Below are 16824 nucleotides of genomic sequence, written 5' to 3' on the forward strand. Positions count from 1 at the left end.
TATCCAGGCATTGCCGGTCGGGGCTTCACCCCAAAGCAAAGGGGGCAGCCTTTCGGCCGCCCCCTCGCATTTTCAACGACTTGGCTGTGAAGCTTAGAACTTCACGCGCACCGACGCCGAGTACGAACGGCCCAGCGGGTCGTAGGTCGACGGGAAGGTGTTGCCGCTGTTCGCCGTGGTGCTGCCCGAGGCAGAGCCGGTGATCGGCGGCTACTTGTCGAACAGGTTCAGCACGCCGAGGGTCAGCTGGAAGCGACGCTCGATGTCGAACTGGGCGTTCAGGTCGAAGTAGTCGAAGGCCTTGATCGTGTTGAAGTCGTAGGTCTTGCCTGCGAGCGCCGACTTGGCCGGAGCCTGGTTGGTGACCGCACCGCGGAACAGGTAGCGGCTGCAGCTGTTGCCCGGGTTGCCGGTGGCAGCGCAGTTGGTGCCCGAGAAGCCACGCTGCAGGAAGTCGGCAGCGGTGCCTTCGTAGTTCACCTCGCCGATGTGGCGCCACAGCAGCGACAGGGTCGCAGCACCGAAGCCGAGGCTGGTGCGCTGCGTCCACGACCACTTCGGCTGGACCTGACCGAGGCTCGGGCCGCAGTTCGCGCTGAAGTAGCCAGCGCACTCACGGTCGTAGCTGGTCGGCGTCGCCTTGAACTTCAGCGAGCGGGTGTAGTTGCCCGACAGGTTGAGGCCGAGGCGGACCGGACCGAGGTCGCGATCGTAGTTGGCCGTGAAGTCGAAGCCGTTGGTCCGCAGGCGGCCCTGGTTGGTCGAGTAGAGCGGGAGGCCGGCGACGGTGCCGGTCGGACCGCTCAGCGCACCCGAGACCGGGTTACGACGGATGGCCAAGCAGGCAGCGCTGGTCGGCGACGGCGAGTTGAAGCAGGCCGCCAGCGAGTCGCCCGGGGTCGGAGCGGTGATCGCGCTGTTGATGTCGATATTGTAGTAGTCGAGGCTGGCCGAGAAGCCCGGAAGGATGCTCTTGGGCGTGACCACCACACCGAGGGTGTAGGTGTCGGCCTTTTCCGGGGTCAGGTTGGCGTTGCCGCCACCGGTGCCATTGGCCTGGCCCGCAACCGGGTTCGGGATGACGCCGATCTGGCCAGCCGGAGCGCCCTGCGCAAGGCAGGTAGCGATCAGGTTGGCGTTGCCGACCGGGTTGGTCAGGGCGCAGGGATCGACCTGCAGGTTGGTCAGGCCCGTGACGTTCGGCGCGAACAGTTCGCCGATGTTCGGGGCGCGAACCGCGCGCTGGTAGTTACCACGCAGGCGGATCGCATCGACCGGCTGCCAGGTCGCACCGACCTTGTAGGTGGTGGCGTCGAAGCCCTGACCGGTGGTCAGCTTGTAATCCGAATAACGGACACCCGCTTCGAGGGTCAGTTCGTCGAAGAACGGCTTGTCCGAGGCGATCGGCGCGATCAGCTCGGCATAGGCTTCCTTGACGTTGTAGCCGCCGCTGAACGGAAGAACCGCGCCGCCGGCGCCGCCGAGTTCCGACGGATCCTGCGAACGCGCGTCAGGCACGCGGTCGTAGGTGTAACGACGATATTCGCCGCCGAGCGCGAAGCTGACCGGGTTCGACGCCCACGGAGCCGAGAAGCCGAGGTCGCCCGAGTAGAGCGCACGGGCCTGCTGCAGCTGGGTGTCGATCGCGATGTTGGCCGAACCCTGGATGAAGGCGACCTGCGCAGGCGTGATGCTGCCGGTCGGGCCAAACAGGTTGAGCGGAACGCAGCTTGCGGTCGTCACGGTGCAGGCCGTGGTGCTGGTGGCGAGAAGCGCCTGCTGCACGCGGCTGTTCAGGACGTAGCCCGAGTTGGTCTGGTTCTGCTCCGACTTGCCGTAGCTGAGCGACAGGTCGAGCGACGAGCTCGAGGTGACGTCGAACCGGGTGCCGACGCGGGCGTCGTACACGTTGTTCTGGTAGTTACCGATACGCGGCCCGAGTTCGACAAGGCGGCGATACACGGCCGGGAGCGGGAGACCGGTGGTCGCCGTGCTGCCGGTGCGGCTGGTGCAGGCAGTGCCGAGGGCAATGCCGTTGAACGTGCAGATCTGATCGCGCAGAGCCGGGGTCAGATACGGGTTGTTGGCGTTCACGACCAGCGGGTTACCGAAGATACCCGACGGAGCGATGATCGAGCTGATCTCGTTCGACGAGAACAGGCCGCGGGCATAGAATTCGATGCCGTCAGCGATTTCGTAGGTGGCCGCACCGTAGGCGCTCTTCCGCTCCAGCGGAGTCTGGAAGATGTTGTACGGGTTGAAGTTGAAGCCTTCGTAATAAGGGACGAAGGCCGTGCCGCCCGGGTTCAGCTGCTGGTAGCCGGTGGTGCCGCCGAAGTTGATGTTGGTCGGCGTGGTGGTGGCCGACGAACCCGACGCCGCACCGGTGCGGCTCGAGATGCCGAACAGCGCGAACGGACGGGTCTGATAGACCGGCTCGACCTTGGTGTAGCCGAAGCTGATCACGGCGTTGCCGCGGTCCTCGGCGAAGTTGCCGCCGATGGTGAGGTCGACGCGGTGCGACTGGCCGTCACCGCGCTCGGTGAGCTTGTAGGCCGCGCGGGCGTCGATGCCCGAGAAGTTGCGGTTGGTGATGAAGTTGACGACACCCGACACGGCGTCGGCGCCGTAGGTGGTCGAAGCGCCGCCGGTCAGCACGTCGACGCGGCTGATCAGGGCCACCGGGATGACGTTAAGGTCGGTCGCGCCGTTGGCGAGCGTCGGGACGATGCGGTTGCCGTCGAGCAGCACGATGTTGCGCTGCGTGCCGAGGCCGCGAAGGTCGACGCTGTTGATGCCGTTGGAGCCGTTGTTGACCTGGCTGCCGATGCCCGGGGTGACGCCCGGAATGCGGCGGATCAGTTCTTCGGCGTTGTTCGGCGCACGAAGCGTGATTTCCGCTTCGTTGACGACGTTCACCGGCGACGATGCGACGAGGTTCGGGTTGCGGATCAGGGTACCGGTGATGACGACTTCGCTCTCGGCGGTCGGCTCGGCCTGATCGGCCTGGACCTGCGGGTCAGCCTGGGTGGTGACGGCCGGTGCCGGCTGGCCAGACTGCGCAAATGCAGGCGTCGCCAGCACGCTGGTGCCGACGAGCAGGCTCGTGGTCATCAGCTTGTTCTTAAAACGCATTGAGTATCTCCCCGTCGCTCTCGGGGCCCCACAAGGGAGCTCCCAGAATCCTTTAAGCCGGGGTGACCTACAGTTGTGAGGGTAAGGGCCGCAATGCGCCGCGCTGCACAGAGACCGTTTCGTCCCCGTCCTGTGGCAATATTACTACATTGTTAAGACGGGTGTGGCCTGCCTGACGAAGGCCGCCGCGCGGACCTGGCCTAGCGCCTGGCGCGCTCCTCCGCGGCGAGGCTGGCGGCGGCGTCGACATAGGGTTCCTGCCGCGCAACACTCCAATAGCGCAATTCTTCCAATGGGATGCGCGCGCCGGTCACCGCGCACGGAACATGGTCGCCATCGCTGAGCAGGCGGAAGGTGCCGGCCATATAGTGGATCCGCGCCTCGCGGCCCTTGCCCTGCATCAGCATGTCGTCGGTCCTGTGTCAGTCGAAAAGATTGGGCTGGGGCGGCACATAGGGACGCGGGCGCCCGCGCTCAACCTTGGCCTTCGGCGCGGGGGGCGGAGCGGATTCGGCGGAGCCGTCGACGCTGGCGGGAAGCTCACCGTCGCCGAATCGCAGCAGCAGCCGCCCGGCGGCGCGGGCATCGGCGGCGTGGGTGAGGGTGCGGCCGTCCGCCGCCGCCGTCACCCGCACGAAACCGCGGCCGAGCGGGCGGTCGGGATGGACGAGGGGAAGCATCTTGGCCGCGCTGACAAGCTGGTCGCCCGCGCGGGCGAGCTTCTGGGCGAGAAGATCGGGACGCAGGCGCGCGGCGGTGAGGTTCATCAGCGCCGCGGCCTTGTGGGCGCGGGCGGAAAGGCCCCGCGGCAAACGCTCACCCACCTCGTCGAGGCGTTGGCGCCGGGTCCCGAGCAAGGTTTCGGCGCCGGGCCAGCGGCAGGCGGTCAGGGCAAGGCGTTCGCGGGCGTCGCTGGCGCGCTTGGTCAGGCAGCGCCGCTTGCGGGCGGAAAGTTCGTCGAGCAGCGCGAGCAGTTCGGCCCGGACCGGCACCGCAATTTCCGCGGCGGCAGTGGGTGTCGGCGCGCGAAGGTCGGACGCATGGTCGATCAGCGTGGTATCGGTTTCGTGGCCGACGGCGCTGATCAGCGGGATCGGCGATTGCGCGGCGGCGCGGACGACCTCCTCCTCGTTGAAGGCCCACAGATCCTCGATCGACCCGCCGCCGCGCGCGACGATGAGGAGGTCGGGCCGGGTTTCATAATCGGCAAAGCCGCGGATGGCGGCGGCGATCTTGGCAGCCGCCCCCTCCCCCTGCACCGGCACCGGCCAGACGATGACCCGGGTCGGGCAGCGATCCTCGAGCCGGTGGAGAATATCGCGGATGACCGCGCCGGTGGGCGAAGTGACCACGCCGATGACCCTCGGCAGGAACGGCAGCGCGCGCTTGCGGGCAGGGTCGAACAGCCCTTCGGCGGCGAGCGCGCGGCGGCGGCGTTCGAGCAGCGCCATCAGCGCCCCCTCGCCCGCCAGTTCCATCCGTTCGACCACCAGCTGATATTTGGAGCGCGCCGGATAGGTGGTGATCTTGGCGGTGGCGATGACCTCTGCCCCGTCCTCGGGCCGGAAGGCGAGGCCGGCGGCCTGCCCGCGCCAGATGACCGCGTCGATGCAGGCGGAATCGTCCTTGAGGGTGAAGTAGCAATGGCCCGAGCTGTGTCGCTTCCAGCCCGAGATCTCGCCGCGGACTCGGATCCGGCCGAAACGGTCCTCGACCGTGCGCTTCACCGCCGAAGCCAGATCGCCGACACTCATCGGCGGCGAATTGTCGCCTTGCCTTCCCTCGGCTAGGAGGCCGGCGGGCATGTCGAACTCGGTCATCAATATCCTGCTGCTGGGCTCTGGCGGGCGCGAAGATGCGCTTGGCCAGGGATTGAGGCAATCACCAAGCTGCGGCGAACTGTTCGCCGCGCCGGGCAACCCTGGAATCGCGCGCTGGGCCGAGTGCCTGGCGATCGATCCGGCCGACCCCGACAAGGTGGTGGCCGCAGCGCAGGAGCGCAATATCGGTCTGGTGGTGGTGGGACCCGAAGCCCCGCTCGTCGCCGGCGTTGCGGACGCGTGCCGCAAAGTTGGCATTCCGGTGTTCGGCCCCTCGGCAGCGGCGGCGATGCTGGAAGGCAGCAAGGGCTTCACCAAGGACCTGTGCGCGGCGGAAGGCATTCCGACCGCGCGGTTCGTGCGGCTGGCCGACACCGAAGCGGCGCTCGACGGCCTCAATGATTTCGGGCTGCCGGTAGTGATCAAGGCCGACGGGCTGGCCGCGGGCAAGGGCGTCACCGTCGCCATGACACGCGACGAAGCCGAGGAAGCGGTACGGGCGCTTGGCGGGGCGCCGCTGGTGATCGAGGAATTCCTCGAAGGCGAGGAGGCCAGCCTGTTCGCCCTGGTCGACGGCAGCAAGGCGATTGCGCTCGCCAGTGCGCAGGATCACAAGCGCGTGGGCGAAGGCGACACCGGGCCGAACACCGGCGGGATGGGCGCCTACTCCCCCGCGCCCGTCCTGACCCCCGAGCTCGAGGCGCGGGCGATGGCCGAGATCGTGATGCCGACCGCGATCGCCATGGCGCGGGCGGGAACACCCTTCTCGGGCGTGCTTTATGCCGGGCTGATGCTGACCGCCGAGGGACCCAAGCTGATCGAATATAACGTCCGGTTCGGCGATCCCGAGTGCGAGGGCATCGTGCCGCGGCTCAAGGGCGATCTGGCGGCGCTGCTGCTGAGCGTCGCGCAAGGGCGGCTGGGCGAGGTCCAGCCCGAGCTGAGCGCGCAGCACAGCATGACGGTGATCATCGCCGCCGAGGGCTATCCCGGAACGCCGCGGAAGGGCGGACTGATCGACGGGATCGAGGCGGCCGAGCGGGTGCCCGGCGTGACGGTATTCCACGCGGGTACGGCGCGGCACGGATCGGGCGCCTTGCTGTCGGCCGCCGGGCGGGTGCTGGCGGTGACCGCGCTGGGCGACACGCTCGCCGAAGCGCGGGCCCGCGCCTATCAGGGCGTCGATGCGATCGAATTTGCCGACGGTTTCCACCGCCGCGACATCGGCTGGCGAGAGCTGGAGCGAACGCGATGAAGCGCAAGACCATGATCGTGCTCGGCGCGCTGGCGACGGTCGGGGTTGCCGAACTGTGGCACGGCCCGCTGGGCGCAGCGGAGGAAGTGCGGGGCGATGTCGAGCGCGAGGCGCGCGCCCTCCTCGACTATTACGAATTGCCGCAGGTGACGGCGCGGATGGACGATGCGCCGCTGACCCGCCGGGTGATCCTGAACGGCCCGGCGGACGACTTCCAGCGCCGGGCGCTGGTCGAAAAGGTCGGCGCGCTCAAGGGCGTCAACGAGGTGCGCTGGGACCCGTCGAGCCCGGTCATCAACAATTTCCCGCAGCACCAGGGCCCCCTGGCCGGAGCGCAACGCTGATGCCGAGCCTGCCCCTGTTTATCGAAGCGGCACTGCTGGGCCTCGTCGGCTTCGGCGGCGGCCTGTTCATCGCCTATCTCGCCGAGCTTCACCGCCGGCGACAGTCCAGAGGATGGAATGACTGGAATGAGTGAACTTCTGAACGCTTATTGGCCGATGATCCTGGTCGCGGTCGCCATTGGCCTGATCGTCGGGCTGGTCGCCTTCCGTCGTCCCAAGCAGCGCGTGACGCTGAGCAAGGCCGAAGCGCCGGTGCGGCCGCACATGACAGCGGTCGAGCAGCGGCACGAAGTCCCGTCGCCGCGTGACAGCGATCATGGCGGCGAGGGCGAGGCGGTCGGTGACGAGGTGGCGGCAGCGGCGAGCGACGTGGTCGGCCAGTTCCTTGGCGCGCAGGTCCATTCCAACCTGCCGGGCAGCCGCGGCGTCCCCGACGATCTGCAACGGATGAAGGGCGTCGGCCCCAAGCTCGCCGGCCTGCTGGAAGCGCGCGGCCTGATCCGCTTCGAACAGATCGCCGCGCTGACCCCGGATGAGGTCACCGCGATCGATGCCGATCTGGGCGCCTTCAAGGGCCGTCTGACCCGCGACCGGGTGGTCGAGCAGGCCGCCTACCTCGCCCGCGGCGACCAGGCCGGATACGAAGCGGCGTTCGGCAAGCTCTAGGCGTTCAGCCTTCTTCCATCCCGATCGGCATTCCCGGCGGCACGCGCGGCAGCCGGGCCGGATCGGCGATCGCCTTGTCGAGCGCCTGCCGGTCGCTGAGCATCGCCGCAAGGCCGCGGCTCCAGTCGGCGCGGACGTCGTCCCCGCGCTGACGGCGCAGCCGCTCGGCCAGGCGGTCGAGCTGGGCCGACATCGCCAGCGCGATGGCCGGCGAGAGGGTTGCGCTGCGCTGGGCGCGGGCGAGCGACAGGACGGCTGTCGTCGCGATGCGCCGGCCGACGTCGCGGTCGGTGGCAGCAAAGGATTGCTCGATCAGCCGCTCGGCCACGTCCGAGGGTGAAGGCACTGACGGGTCGGCACCATGCTGGCTTTCGAGGCGGTTCAACCGGTCCGGGTTGAGCAGGGCGTTCAACGTCTGGACGGCCGCGACCTCGGTGGCCTTCAAAGGATCGAACACCGTGCCGCCGCTGGTCGGGATGATTTCGATCTCCGTCTGACGATCCTCGCTGCCGCCATATCCGGAGGACATGGCGAGCTGGAGCGGCTGGGGCACCGTCAGCGCCTCGGGGCGGAGCGTCTCTAGCAGGGCGTCGAGGGCGGCGCGCTGGGTGGCGCCGGGGACGGGCGCGGCGCGCAGGCCCTCGCCCGCGAGCGCATAGGGGAAATCGACGCCGCCGAGCTGCTTCGACGCAGCCTCGACCTGATAGCGGTGGAGCAGCCAGATCGGCACGAAGGCGCGGCGCAGGCCGGACAGTGCCTCGCCCGCCGGAAGTGCATTCTCACCGAACCGCGAGACCGCGACGGCGCGGACCTGCATGACGCGGCGGAGCTCGGCGATACTGTCGCTGCCATCGTCCCAGATCGCACCATTGGGCTGGGCCGAACCGACCGAGCGGCTGTCGTTTCCGTCGGCGACGAAGCGGATGTTGCGCGCGCGCGCTTCGGCCAGCTTGGGCCGGGCCTCGGCATCCGTGCGGGCACCGTACAGCCAGTCGATCGCCCATTTGTCGTAGGCGCCGAGCCCCGTGCCATAGGCGTCGCGGAGGGACGGCACGCCGTTGACGAGGATCACGCGCGGTCCGGGATAATCCATCACCGAGCCCCGCCCCTGCGAGCTTGCGCCCATGTTATGGCTGAGCCCGATCGAGTGGCCGACCTCGTGCGCGCCCAATTGGCGGAGCCGCGCGACGGTGGCGGTGAGCGGGTCGTCCGGATCGCCGGTCCCGGTCAGCCTCGCCCCGACCAGCGCCTGGAAGATCAGCATGTCCTGCCGCGCGCGAAGCGAGCCGAGCATGACCGAACCCTTGATGATCTCCCCCGTCCGGGGATCGTCGATCGCGGCGCCGTAAGACCAGCCGCGGGTGGCGCGGTTGACCCAGTTGACGACATTGTAGCGGACATCGAGCGGGTCGGCGCCCGCGGGCAGGATGTCGACCTTGAACGCATCGATGAAGCCCGCGGCGTCGAACGCCTGCGCCCACCAGCTTACGCCTTCGCGGAGCGCGGTGCGGACCGGCTCGGGCGCGCCGGGGTCGATGTAGAAGGTGATCGGCTTCCGGACCGGCGAGCGGGCGGCGGCAGGATCGGTCTTGTCGAGCCGGAAGCGGCGGGCGAGGTCGGTGACGATCCCGGCGCCGAGCGGCTTTAAATAATCGAGCTGCTGGCGGCCGAGCGAGAAGCCGATCGGGTCGGTGCGCGGCACGTAGCCGGGTTCGGGCAGGGCGATCAGCGAATGGCGCAGCGTGATGCTGAGCGTCGAATCGGGAATGATGTTGGCGATTTCCGCCCCGGGATCGTCGGAGCGGAAGGTGAGGCGTGCGGCAAGCTCGACGTTTTTCGGAAAGCTCTTCACAAAATTGGGATCGGCGGCGCTGAGGTCGCCGACCAGCTTGAAGTCGCCTGCGCCGCCTTCCTTCAGCCGCTGGACGATGCCGAGGTCGTCGCGGGCGAGGAAGCTAGCGAGGTCGACGGTGAAGCTGCCGTCCTTGTTGGTGGACGCGACCTCGCCCATCCAGATGGTCGATCCGGCGAAGGAGCCGCGCACCGCCGCCTGCTCGGCCGGGGTGCCGGACAGGGCGACGAACTTGTTGTTCTCGATCTCGGCGGCAACCTTCTTGCCGAGGCGGCGGAAGACCAGGATGCGCGAGCCGCCCGGCGCGCTGCGATCGAGCACCGCGGCGGCCGAGCCGACCCCGGTTTCGAGCTGGCTGACGTAGATGTAGCGGCCCGACGTGCCATCGGCGCCGGGCCTGGGCAGGGTGGCGATGATCTTGCCGGTGAGGGGGTCGGCCTTGACCTCCAGCAGGGGCGCTTCAGCGGGAGCGGCCTGTGCGGCGGCCGGCGGGGCGAGGGCAAGCGGCGAAGCGCTCGCCAGGGCGGCGGCGAACAGGATGTGCAGGCGGCGGCTGGTCATGGGTGGGCCCCTCCCCTCGGGCCGGAAGAACGAAACGCTACTGGCAGGCAGGCAAAAGAAAAGCCCCGCCGGTGGATGCCGGCGGGGCCTGTCATTCTTGCGTGTCGAGGTTCCTCAGCCGCCGTGGCCGGCGAGAGCCGCGAGCAGCAGGAGGGCGACGATGTTGGTGATCTTGATCATCGGGTTCACCGCCGGTCCGGCGGTATCCTTGTAGGGATCGCCGACGGTGTCACCGGTGACGGCCGCCTTGTGGGCTTCCGAGCCCTTGCCGCCGTAATTGCCGTCTTCGATATACTTCTTGGCATTGTCCCATGCGCCGCCGCCCGAAGTCATCGAGATGGCGACGAACAGGCCCGACACGATCACGCCCAGCAGCAGCGCGCCGAGGGCGGCGAAGCCCTGTTCACGGCCCGCCACGGCCGACACGATGAAGAAGACCGCGATCGGCGTCAGCACCGGTAGCAGCGAAGGGATGATCATTTCCCGGATCGCAGCCTTGGTGACGAGGTCGACGGTGCGGGCGTAATTGGGGCGGCTGGTGCCGTCCATGATGCCCGGGTTGTTACGGAACTGGTCGCGCACGTCGAGCACCACGTCGCCGGCCGCGCGGCCGACGGCGGTCATGCCCATTGCCCCGAACAAATAGGGCAGCAGTGCGCCGAGCAGGAGGCCGACCACCACGTAAGGATTGGACAGGCTGAAATCGACGCTGTTGGCGCCGATGCCGAGATTGCCCGAGAATTCCTTCAAGTCAGTGGTGTAGGCGCCGAACAGCACCAGCGCGGCCAGCGCGGCGGAGCCGATGGCATAGCCCTTGGTCACGGCCTTGGTGGTGTTGCCGACCGCGTCGAGGGCGTCGGTGCGGGTGCGGACCTCATCCTCCATGTGCGCCATTTCGGCGATGCCGCCAGCGTTGTCGGTGACCGGGCCGTAGGCGTCGAGCGCGACGACCATGCCGGCGAGCGCCAGCATCGCGGTGGCCGCGAAGGCGATGCCGATCAGGCCGGCGAGGAGGTAGGAGGCGATGATCGCGACGCAGATCACGATCGTCGGCATGGCGGTCGATTCAAGGCTGATCGCGAGGCCCTGGATGACGTTGGTGCCGTGACCGGTTTCCGACGCCTTGGCGATCGACTTCACCGGACGATAGTTGGTGCCGGTGTAATATTCGGTGATCCACACCAGCAGGCCGGTGACGGCAAGGCCGATCATCATGCACCAGAAGAGGTCCATGCCGGTAAAGCCGCCGGTCTGCGCGGCGGCAGCGCCGGTTAGGTCGGTGCCGGCCGCCTCGGGCCCGCCGATGACCGCATTCATGTCACCCAGCGCATAAGCGGTGGCGAAATAGATCAGCGGGATCGAGAGGATCGCGGTGGTCCAGAAGCCCTTGTAGAGCGCGCCCATGATCGACTGGCCGCTGCCGAGGCGGACCATGTAGGTGCCGATGATCGAGGTGATGATGCAGACGCCGCCGACCAGCAGCGGAAGGCTCATCAGCGCGGTGAGGGCAGCGCCGGTGGCATTCACCAGCAGCGCGGTCAGCACCATGGTGGCGCCGACGGTCACGACATAGGTTTCGAACAGGTCGGCGGCCATGCCGGCGCAGTCGCCGACATTGTCGCCCACGTTGTCGGCGATCACGGCCGGGTTGCGGGGGTCGTCTTCGGGAATTCCGGCCTCGACCTTGCCGACGAGGTCGGCGCCGACGTCAGCGGCCTTGGTGAAGATGCCGCCGCCGAGGCGCGCGAAGATGGAAATGAGCGAGGCGCCGAAGGCCAGTGCGACGAGGGCGTCGACCACCACGCGGTCGTCGGGCGCGCGGCCCTGAACGCCGACCAGCACGTAGAAGAAGGACGCGATGGCGAGGAGCGCGAGGCCCGCGACCAGCATGCCGGTGATGGCACCGGAGCGGAAGGCGGTGGTGAGGCCGCCCTGGAGCGACACCCGCGCAGCTTCCGCGGTGCGGACGTTGGCGCGAACCGAGATGTTCATCCCGATGTAGCCGGCGACGCCCGACAGGAAGGCCCCGACCACGAAGCCGATCGCGGCGACCGAGCCGAGGAAGAAGAAGACCAGCACGGCGACGACCACGCCGACGATGCCGATGGTGGTGTATTGCCGGCCGAGATAGGCCTGTGCACCCTCCTGGATGGCGGCGGCGATGTCCTGCATCTTCTGGTTGCCGGCGGGCTGCCGAAGCACCTGGCCGGAGGTTACGATGCCGTAGAGTACAGCGAGCAGCCCGCAGCCGATCGCGATCAACACGAGTGTCATCGGTAATCAGTTCCCCATCCTGTTGTGGAGGGGAGTTGTAAGCGGCGATTCGGGTCTGTCTAGCCGCCCTGGATCAGGCCAGCAGGAAGGCGGTCAGGCCGCCGCTCAGCAGCCCGGCAACGAGGATCGCGATACGGCCGAGTTCAGGATGCGTTATGCTCATACCCAAGTCGCTCCGGCAGCGGCACGAGGCCGAGGTTGTCGACGAGGACGAAGGCATCGCCTTCCGTCAGTTCACCGACGCGGACGACCTTCGCCGAACATCCTTTCAGGATCGTTAAAGCATCGAGATCGGCAGGAAGCGCGGCGAGCAGGGCGTAATCGTCGCCGCCGGTCGCGGCGAACAGCCGGGCGGCACGGTCGTCGCCGCGTGCCTCGCGATAGGCCTGGCTGAGCGGCAGGACGGAGAGGTCGATCCTGAGGCCGCAGCCGCTGGCGGCGGCGAGACGTCGGGCGTCGAGGAGAAGGCCGTCCGACACGTCCATCATCGCGCTGGCGTGCGGGGCCAGCAGCGCGCCGGCCGCGAGCAAGGGATCCGGGCGGCGATAGGCGTCGACGAGGGGCCCGCTGGCGGCGGAGTCGGCAAGCAGCTGGGCGAGCCCGGCGGCGCTGTCACCAACCGGACCGACGAGCCAGAGGAAGTCGCCGGCCTGGCCGCCCGAGCGGCCGGGAACCCTCGCCCCGGCGCGGCCGAGAACGGTGAGGCCGAGGACGCGCGGGGCGCCGGCCGGAAGCGCAACGGTGTCCCCGCCGAGGAGAGGCAGGCCGAATCGTTCGCACACCTCCGCCAGGCCGGCGAGAAAGCATTCGTCCCAATCGTCGTTGCCGCGCAGCGTGAGCGAAAGGAGCGCGCCGGCCGGAGTGGCGCCCTTGGCGGCGAGGTCGGAGAGGTTCACCGCGCCAAGCTTCCACCCGACGCTCTCGGGCGGATCGGTCGGCAGGTAGTGCACGCCCTCGACGATGGTGTCGTGGGTGAGGACCAGATCGCCGAGCAGCGCGACGTCGTCGGCGAGGCCGCGTGCCGCCGGATGGGTGGCAAGCTCCCGCAGGCGGGCGAGGACTGCAGCTTCGGTGCTCACCTGATTGTCATTGCGAGGAGCGGAGCGACGAAGCAATCCACGTGCGCGCGCCGAGCCATGGATTGCTTCGCTCCGCTCGCAACGACGAGTGAGCCTAGGCCCGCACGTCCCCAGCGACCTTGTCGAGCAGGCCGTTCACGAACTTGACGTCCTTTTCGCCGAAAAAGGCGTGGGCGACGTCGAGATATTCGTCAATCACGGTTCCGACGGTGACGTCGGGGCGGGCGATGAGCTCGTAGGTGCCGGCGCGGAGGATCGCGCGCATGGCGCGGTCGAGGCGGTCGAGCTTCCAGCCGTCGGCAAGGCGCGCGGTGATCTTGCCGTCGATCTCCTCGGCGCGGGCGGTGACGCCGCGGACGATGTCGTCGAAGAAGTCCATCTCGGCGTCGACGAGGGTGTTCTCGTCGATCGTCTCGCCAAAGCGATGGCGGTGGAATTCATTGAGGAGCAGCGGGGTCGCGAGGCCTTCCATCTCCTGCTGGTAGAGCGCCTGGACGGCGTTGAGCCGGGCGACCGAGCGGGCGCGGGAGCGCTTCGGGGCGGGTTTCTTTGGGGCAGACATGAGGGGCGGCCCTATGCCTCCGTATGGCGCGCAAGGAAAGTCCGCAGGGGTGCGGCGACGGCCTCAGGCTTCTCCCACGGCACGAAATGCCCCGCGTCGGGCACCCGCTCGACGGTGAGGTCGTCGATCAGGGCGTCGAGGCCGTCGAGCTGGAGCGGCAGCAGCGCCTTGTCGCGCATGCCCCAGATGACGAGCGTCGGGACCTTCACCGACGGAAAGGCGCGCAGCAGGAAATCAGGCAACGGGAGGGTGACGCCGGGCGGCGGAACGGTCAGCGCCGAGCCGCGGTACCAGTTGAGCATGGCGGTGAAGACGCCCGGCTGGCTCCATTCGGCGAGATATTCTGCCTTCTCTTCGGGCGGGATCGTGGCGAGGTCGACGTGGCCGCTGAAGCTCTTGTCGAAGAAGGCGTCCCAACCCATCGCCTCGACCGCTTTTTCGAAGCCCGGATTGCGGAAGGCGGTGATGTACTGCGAGGCGGCGCGCTGGTCGGCGTCCTCGATCAGGCTCTTCTGGAAGAGGAGCGGGTGCGGCGCGTTAATGATGACGAGGCGCTTAAGGCGCGGGTCGTTGCGGAGTGCGGCGGCCCAGCTGACCGCCCCGCCCCAGTCGTGGCCAATGAGCGTGAAATCGTCGAGCCCGAGCCGGTCGACCAATGCGAACAGGTCGGCGACGATCTTGTCAGTGCTGTAGTCGGCCGGATTCTGCGGCGCGTCCGAGGCGGCGAACCCGCGCTGGTCAGGCATGATCAGGCGGTATTCGTCCTCGAGCAGCGGGACGAGCGAGCGCCAAGTGCGGTGACTTTCGGGAAAGCCGTGGAGGAAGACCAGGGCCGGGCCATCCTCGGGACCGGCGGTTCCGACGTTGAGGGTGATCCCGGTCGAAAGGCTGTGGCGGGTGAAGGTCGTCATGCGCATCAGCTCCGCGGGCAGGTGGAACGATAGCTGGACGCCTTGGCCAGCGCGCGCGCGTCGGCCTGGCGGACGAGATCAAGGGCGACGTCGAAGGCCTGCCGGTCAAGCGTGGCGCGGGCCCGTTCCTGTCCGTTGCGGCCGACGAGGACGAGCGCAATGGGCGCGCCGCCGGCCAACATGGCGCTGAACTGCTTGCCGCTCAGCGTCAGCACTCCGTCCTTGGCGCGCACCGGCTTGGGCGCGCCGGCAAGCTGCCAGGTCGCGAGCAGCGGCGGCGGGAGGCGGAAGAGATAGGTGCCGCGTTCGACCTTGGGCAGACCGAAGCGCACTTCCCAACTCGCTTCCAGGCTGCCGCCGGCCCCGGTCAGGGGCAGGGTAATCGTGGTGAGGGAGCCCTGGCGAAGGTCGCCGCGGCCGTCGAGCAGGCGGCGGGTCTGGGCGGTGAGGCCCGCTCCGCTCGCGTCCGCGACGCAGGTGAAGGTCGCCTGCTGGCGCGATTGGGCCGCAACGGGGACGGCAGTCGCCAGCAGGGCGAAGGCGGCAAGCAGCCTCACGGGTAGCTGACCGTCAGCGGGACTTCGGGAAGCGGGATCCATTCGTGATCGTCCTGCGGAGGAAGCGCGAACTCACCCGCCTTCCAGGCACGCTTGGCTTCCTGGATGCGGTCGCGGCGGCTGGAGACGAAATTCCACCACACGTGGCGCTCGCCGTCCATCGGCGCGCCGCCGGCCAGCATCAGGCGGGAGCCGCGCTCGGAGCGGAGGACCGGCTTGGCCCCGGGACGAAGGAGGACGAGGTTCATCTGTTCGAGCGCAAAGCCGTCGACCGCCGCATCCCCGTCGAGCAGGTAAAGCGCGCGCTCGTCGGCCTCGCGGTCGAGTTCGAGGCTGGCGCCGGGCGCGAGGTGGATCGCGGCGTAGATGGTGGGATGGTGCTGGGTCACGGGCGAGACCGCGCCGAACGCTTCGCCCATGATGAGGTTGAGGCGGACACCGTCGCCTTCGATCCACGGCATGGCGCTGGCGGGGGTGTGTTCGAACGCCGGGTCGAGTTCTTCCTTGGCCTGCGGCAGGGCGAGCCAGGTCTGGATGCCGTCCAGAACCGGGCCGGCGGCGCGCTCGTCCGCCGGCGAGCGTTCCGAATGGCTGATGCCCTTGCCCGCCGTCATCAGGTTCACCGCGCCCGGTTCGATCCGCTGGATCGAACCGACGCTGTCGCGGTGGTCGATCGCGCCTTCGAACAGATAGGTGACGGTGGCGAGGTTGATGTGCGGGTGGGGGCGGACGTCGATCCCTTCATCGACGCCGAGGCGGGCCGGACCCATCTGGTCGAAGAAGATGAAGGGCCCGACCATCGTCCTTTGCTTGTGCGGCAGGGTGCGGTGGACCTTGAACCCGCCAAGGTCGTGGCTGACCGGGGCGAGGCTCATCAGGATCGGGCTGTCGTTGGTCATTCGCCGGGTGCCTTCGTTTCCATCGCGAGCGCGTGGACCTGCTGGTGCATGAGGTCGCCGAGCGCCTTGTAGACCAGACGCTGGCGAGCGACTCGGTTGAGGCCGGCGAAGGCGGCGCTTTCGACCGACAGGAAGAAGTGCGATTCGCCCCCTTCCCCGCGGTAGCCGCCGTGACCGCGATGCTGCTCGCTGTCGTCGCGGAGCGTCAGGCGGGTAGGCGCAAGCGCCGATTGGAGCCGGGCGGTCATTTCGCGGGCCACCGGACCCATGTCAGAGGCGTTCATGGCTCCTATATACAAGCGCTTGCAGAACAAGACAGGTTGATGGCTTCACGATCTCCCAAGTTTCACGGCCGGGTTGAAGGCGCGGCGGCGCATTGCGCCGTTCCGGGCTGCCCCGAGCCGGGCGAATTCCGCGCTCCGCTGACCGCGCCGACCTTCGACGGGCCGGGCGAGTGGCAGTGGCTGTGCCTGGAGCACGTCCGCCAGCACAACGCGCGGTACAATTTCTTCGCCGGGATGAGCACCGAGGAGATCGAGGCCGCCCAGTCGCCGCTGGCCGGATGGGAACGCTCGACCCGTGCCTTCGCGCAGGCGCCGGGCGCCGACCCCGCCCCGGCGTGGAGCGACTTTCGCGATCCGCTGGACGCGATCAGCGGGCGCTTCGGGCGTGGACGGTCGGGAGCGGCGGCTCCGCAGAGCCGCTTTTCGGGACCCGAACGCGCCGCGCTCGGCGTGCTCGGCCTCGGCAGCGACGCGGACCTGGCGTCGGTGCGCAAGGCCTATTCGGTGCTGGTCCGCCGCTATCATCCCGATCGCAACGGCGGCGACCGCACCCACGAGGCGAAGCTGCGCGGGGTGATCGACGCCTGGCAGACGCTGAAGGTGGCGCCGGCCTTCGCCTGACGCC

16 protein-coding genes are annotated in these 16824 nt (G+C 68.6%); 5 read left to right on the forward strand and 11 right to left on the reverse strand.

The window, feature by feature from the left end; translation table 11 throughout:
- Positions 1-210: 210 nt before the first annotated feature.
- The 3 genes from ABD729_RS01945 to xseA all read right to left on the reverse strand — a co-directional run bounded on the left by ABD729_RS01945 (position 211) and on the right by xseA (position 4955).
- Positions 211-3135 (reverse strand): TonB-dependent receptor plug domain-containing protein, encoded by a 2925-nt coding sequence (locus ABD729_RS01945; protein WP_344708475.1) that lies wholly within the window; start codon positions 3133-3135, stop codon positions 211-213.
- Positions 3136-3335: 200 nt separating this feature from the next.
- Positions 3336-3542: a DUF2093 domain-containing protein gene (locus ABD729_RS01950; protein ID WP_344708476.1), complete on the reverse strand. Its 207-nt coding sequence runs from the start codon at positions 3540-3542 to the stop codon at positions 3336-3338.
- Between the two features lie 15 nt (positions 3543-3557).
- Positions 3558-4955: an exodeoxyribonuclease VII large subunit gene (xseA, locus tag ABD729_RS01955; RefSeq protein ID WP_344708477.1), complete on the reverse strand. Its 1398-nt coding sequence runs from the start codon at positions 4953-4955 to the stop codon at positions 3558-3560.
- Here xseA and purD point away from each other — a divergent pair.
- The 4 genes from purD to ABD729_RS01975 are packed head-to-tail and all read left to right on the forward strand — an operon-like array spanning position 4954 to position 7220.
- Positions 4954-6210, forward strand: coding sequence for a phosphoribosylamine--glycine ligase (gene purD, locus ABD729_RS01960; RefSeq protein ID WP_344709615.1), 1257 nt, complete (start codon positions 4954-4956; stop codon positions 6208-6210). The genes xseA and purD overlap by 2 nt on opposite strands.
- A complete protein-coding gene (locus tag ABD729_RS01965) occupies positions 6207-6554 on the forward strand; it encodes a hypothetical protein (protein ID WP_344708478.1) in 348 nt (115 codons plus the stop codon). Before purD ends, ABD729_RS01965 begins: the two co-directional genes overlap by 4 nt.
- On the forward strand, positions 6554-6688 hold the full coding sequence (locus tag ABD729_RS01970) for a hypothetical protein (RefSeq protein WP_344708479.1): 135 nt from the start codon (positions 6554-6556) through the stop codon (positions 6686-6688). Before ABD729_RS01965 ends, ABD729_RS01970 begins: the two co-directional genes overlap by 1 nt.
- Entirely contained in the window at positions 6681-7220 is a 540-nt protein-coding gene (locus tag ABD729_RS01975; protein WP_344708480.1) for a hypothetical protein, read from the forward strand. Before ABD729_RS01970 ends, ABD729_RS01975 begins: the two co-directional genes overlap by 8 nt.
- A gap of 4 nt (positions 7221-7224) precedes the next feature.
- Here ABD729_RS01975 and ABD729_RS01980 read toward each other — a convergent pair whose 3' ends face one another.
- The 8 genes from ABD729_RS01980 to ABD729_RS02015 form a co-directional block, all read right to left on the reverse strand.
- Positions 7225-9633 carry a zinc-dependent metalloprotease gene (locus ABD729_RS01980; RefSeq protein ID WP_344708481.1) on the reverse strand — a complete coding sequence of 803 codons (2409 nt, stop codon included), beginning with the start codon at positions 9631-9633 and terminating at the stop codon, positions 7225-7227.
- A gap of 114 nt (positions 9634-9747) precedes the next feature.
- Positions 9748-11907: a sodium-translocating pyrophosphatase gene (locus tag ABD729_RS01985; RefSeq protein ID WP_344708482.1), complete on the reverse strand. Its 2160-nt coding sequence runs from the start codon at positions 11905-11907 to the stop codon at positions 9748-9750.
- A 143-nt stretch (positions 11908-12050) separates the two neighbouring features.
- Complete coding sequence (gene thiL, locus ABD729_RS01990; protein WP_344708483.1) at positions 12051-12986, reverse strand: thiamine-phosphate kinase; 936 nt, start codon at positions 12984-12986, stop codon at positions 12051-12053.
- A gap of 94 nt (positions 12987-13080) precedes the next feature.
- The gene (gene nusB, locus ABD729_RS01995) at positions 13081-13548 is read right to left on the reverse strand and encodes a transcription antitermination factor NusB (RefSeq protein WP_344708484.1); all 468 of its coding nucleotides are present in this window, start codon (positions 13546-13548) and stop codon (positions 13081-13083) included.
- A gap of 11 nt (positions 13549-13559) precedes the next feature.
- On the reverse strand, positions 13560-14459 hold the full coding sequence (locus tag ABD729_RS02000) for an alpha/beta fold hydrolase (RefSeq protein WP_344708485.1): 900 nt from the start codon (positions 14457-14459) through the stop codon (positions 13560-13562).
- A 5-nt stretch (positions 14460-14464) separates the two neighbouring features.
- Complete coding sequence (locus ABD729_RS02005; protein WP_344708486.1) at positions 14465-15016, reverse strand: hypothetical protein; 552 nt, start codon at positions 15014-15016, stop codon at positions 14465-14467.
- On the reverse strand, positions 15013-15915 hold the full coding sequence (locus ABD729_RS02010; protein ID WP_344708487.1) for a pirin family protein: 903 nt from the start codon (positions 15913-15915) through the stop codon (positions 15013-15015). The genes ABD729_RS02005 and ABD729_RS02010 overlap by 4 nt, the downstream gene beginning before the upstream one ends.
- Complete coding sequence (locus ABD729_RS02015; protein WP_344708488.1) at positions 15912-16199, reverse strand: BolA family protein; 288 nt, start codon at positions 16197-16199, stop codon at positions 15912-15914. Before ABD729_RS02015 ends, ABD729_RS02010 begins: the two co-directional genes overlap by 4 nt.
- A 39-nt stretch (positions 16200-16238) precedes the next feature.
- On the opposite strand from ABD729_RS02015, the gene ABD729_RS02020 reads away from it, so the two are divergent.
- Positions 16239-16820 carry a DnaJ domain-containing protein gene (locus tag ABD729_RS02020; RefSeq protein ID WP_344708489.1) on the forward strand — a complete coding sequence of 194 codons (582 nt, stop codon included), beginning with the start codon at positions 16239-16241 and terminating at the stop codon, positions 16818-16820.
- Positions 16821-16824: the final 4 nt, after the last annotated feature.

Source organism: Sphingomonas humi (genome assembly GCF_039536725.1).
GTDB classification, from domain to species: domain Bacteria; phylum Pseudomonadota; class Alphaproteobacteria; order Sphingomonadales; family Sphingomonadaceae; genus Sphingomicrobium; species Sphingomicrobium humi.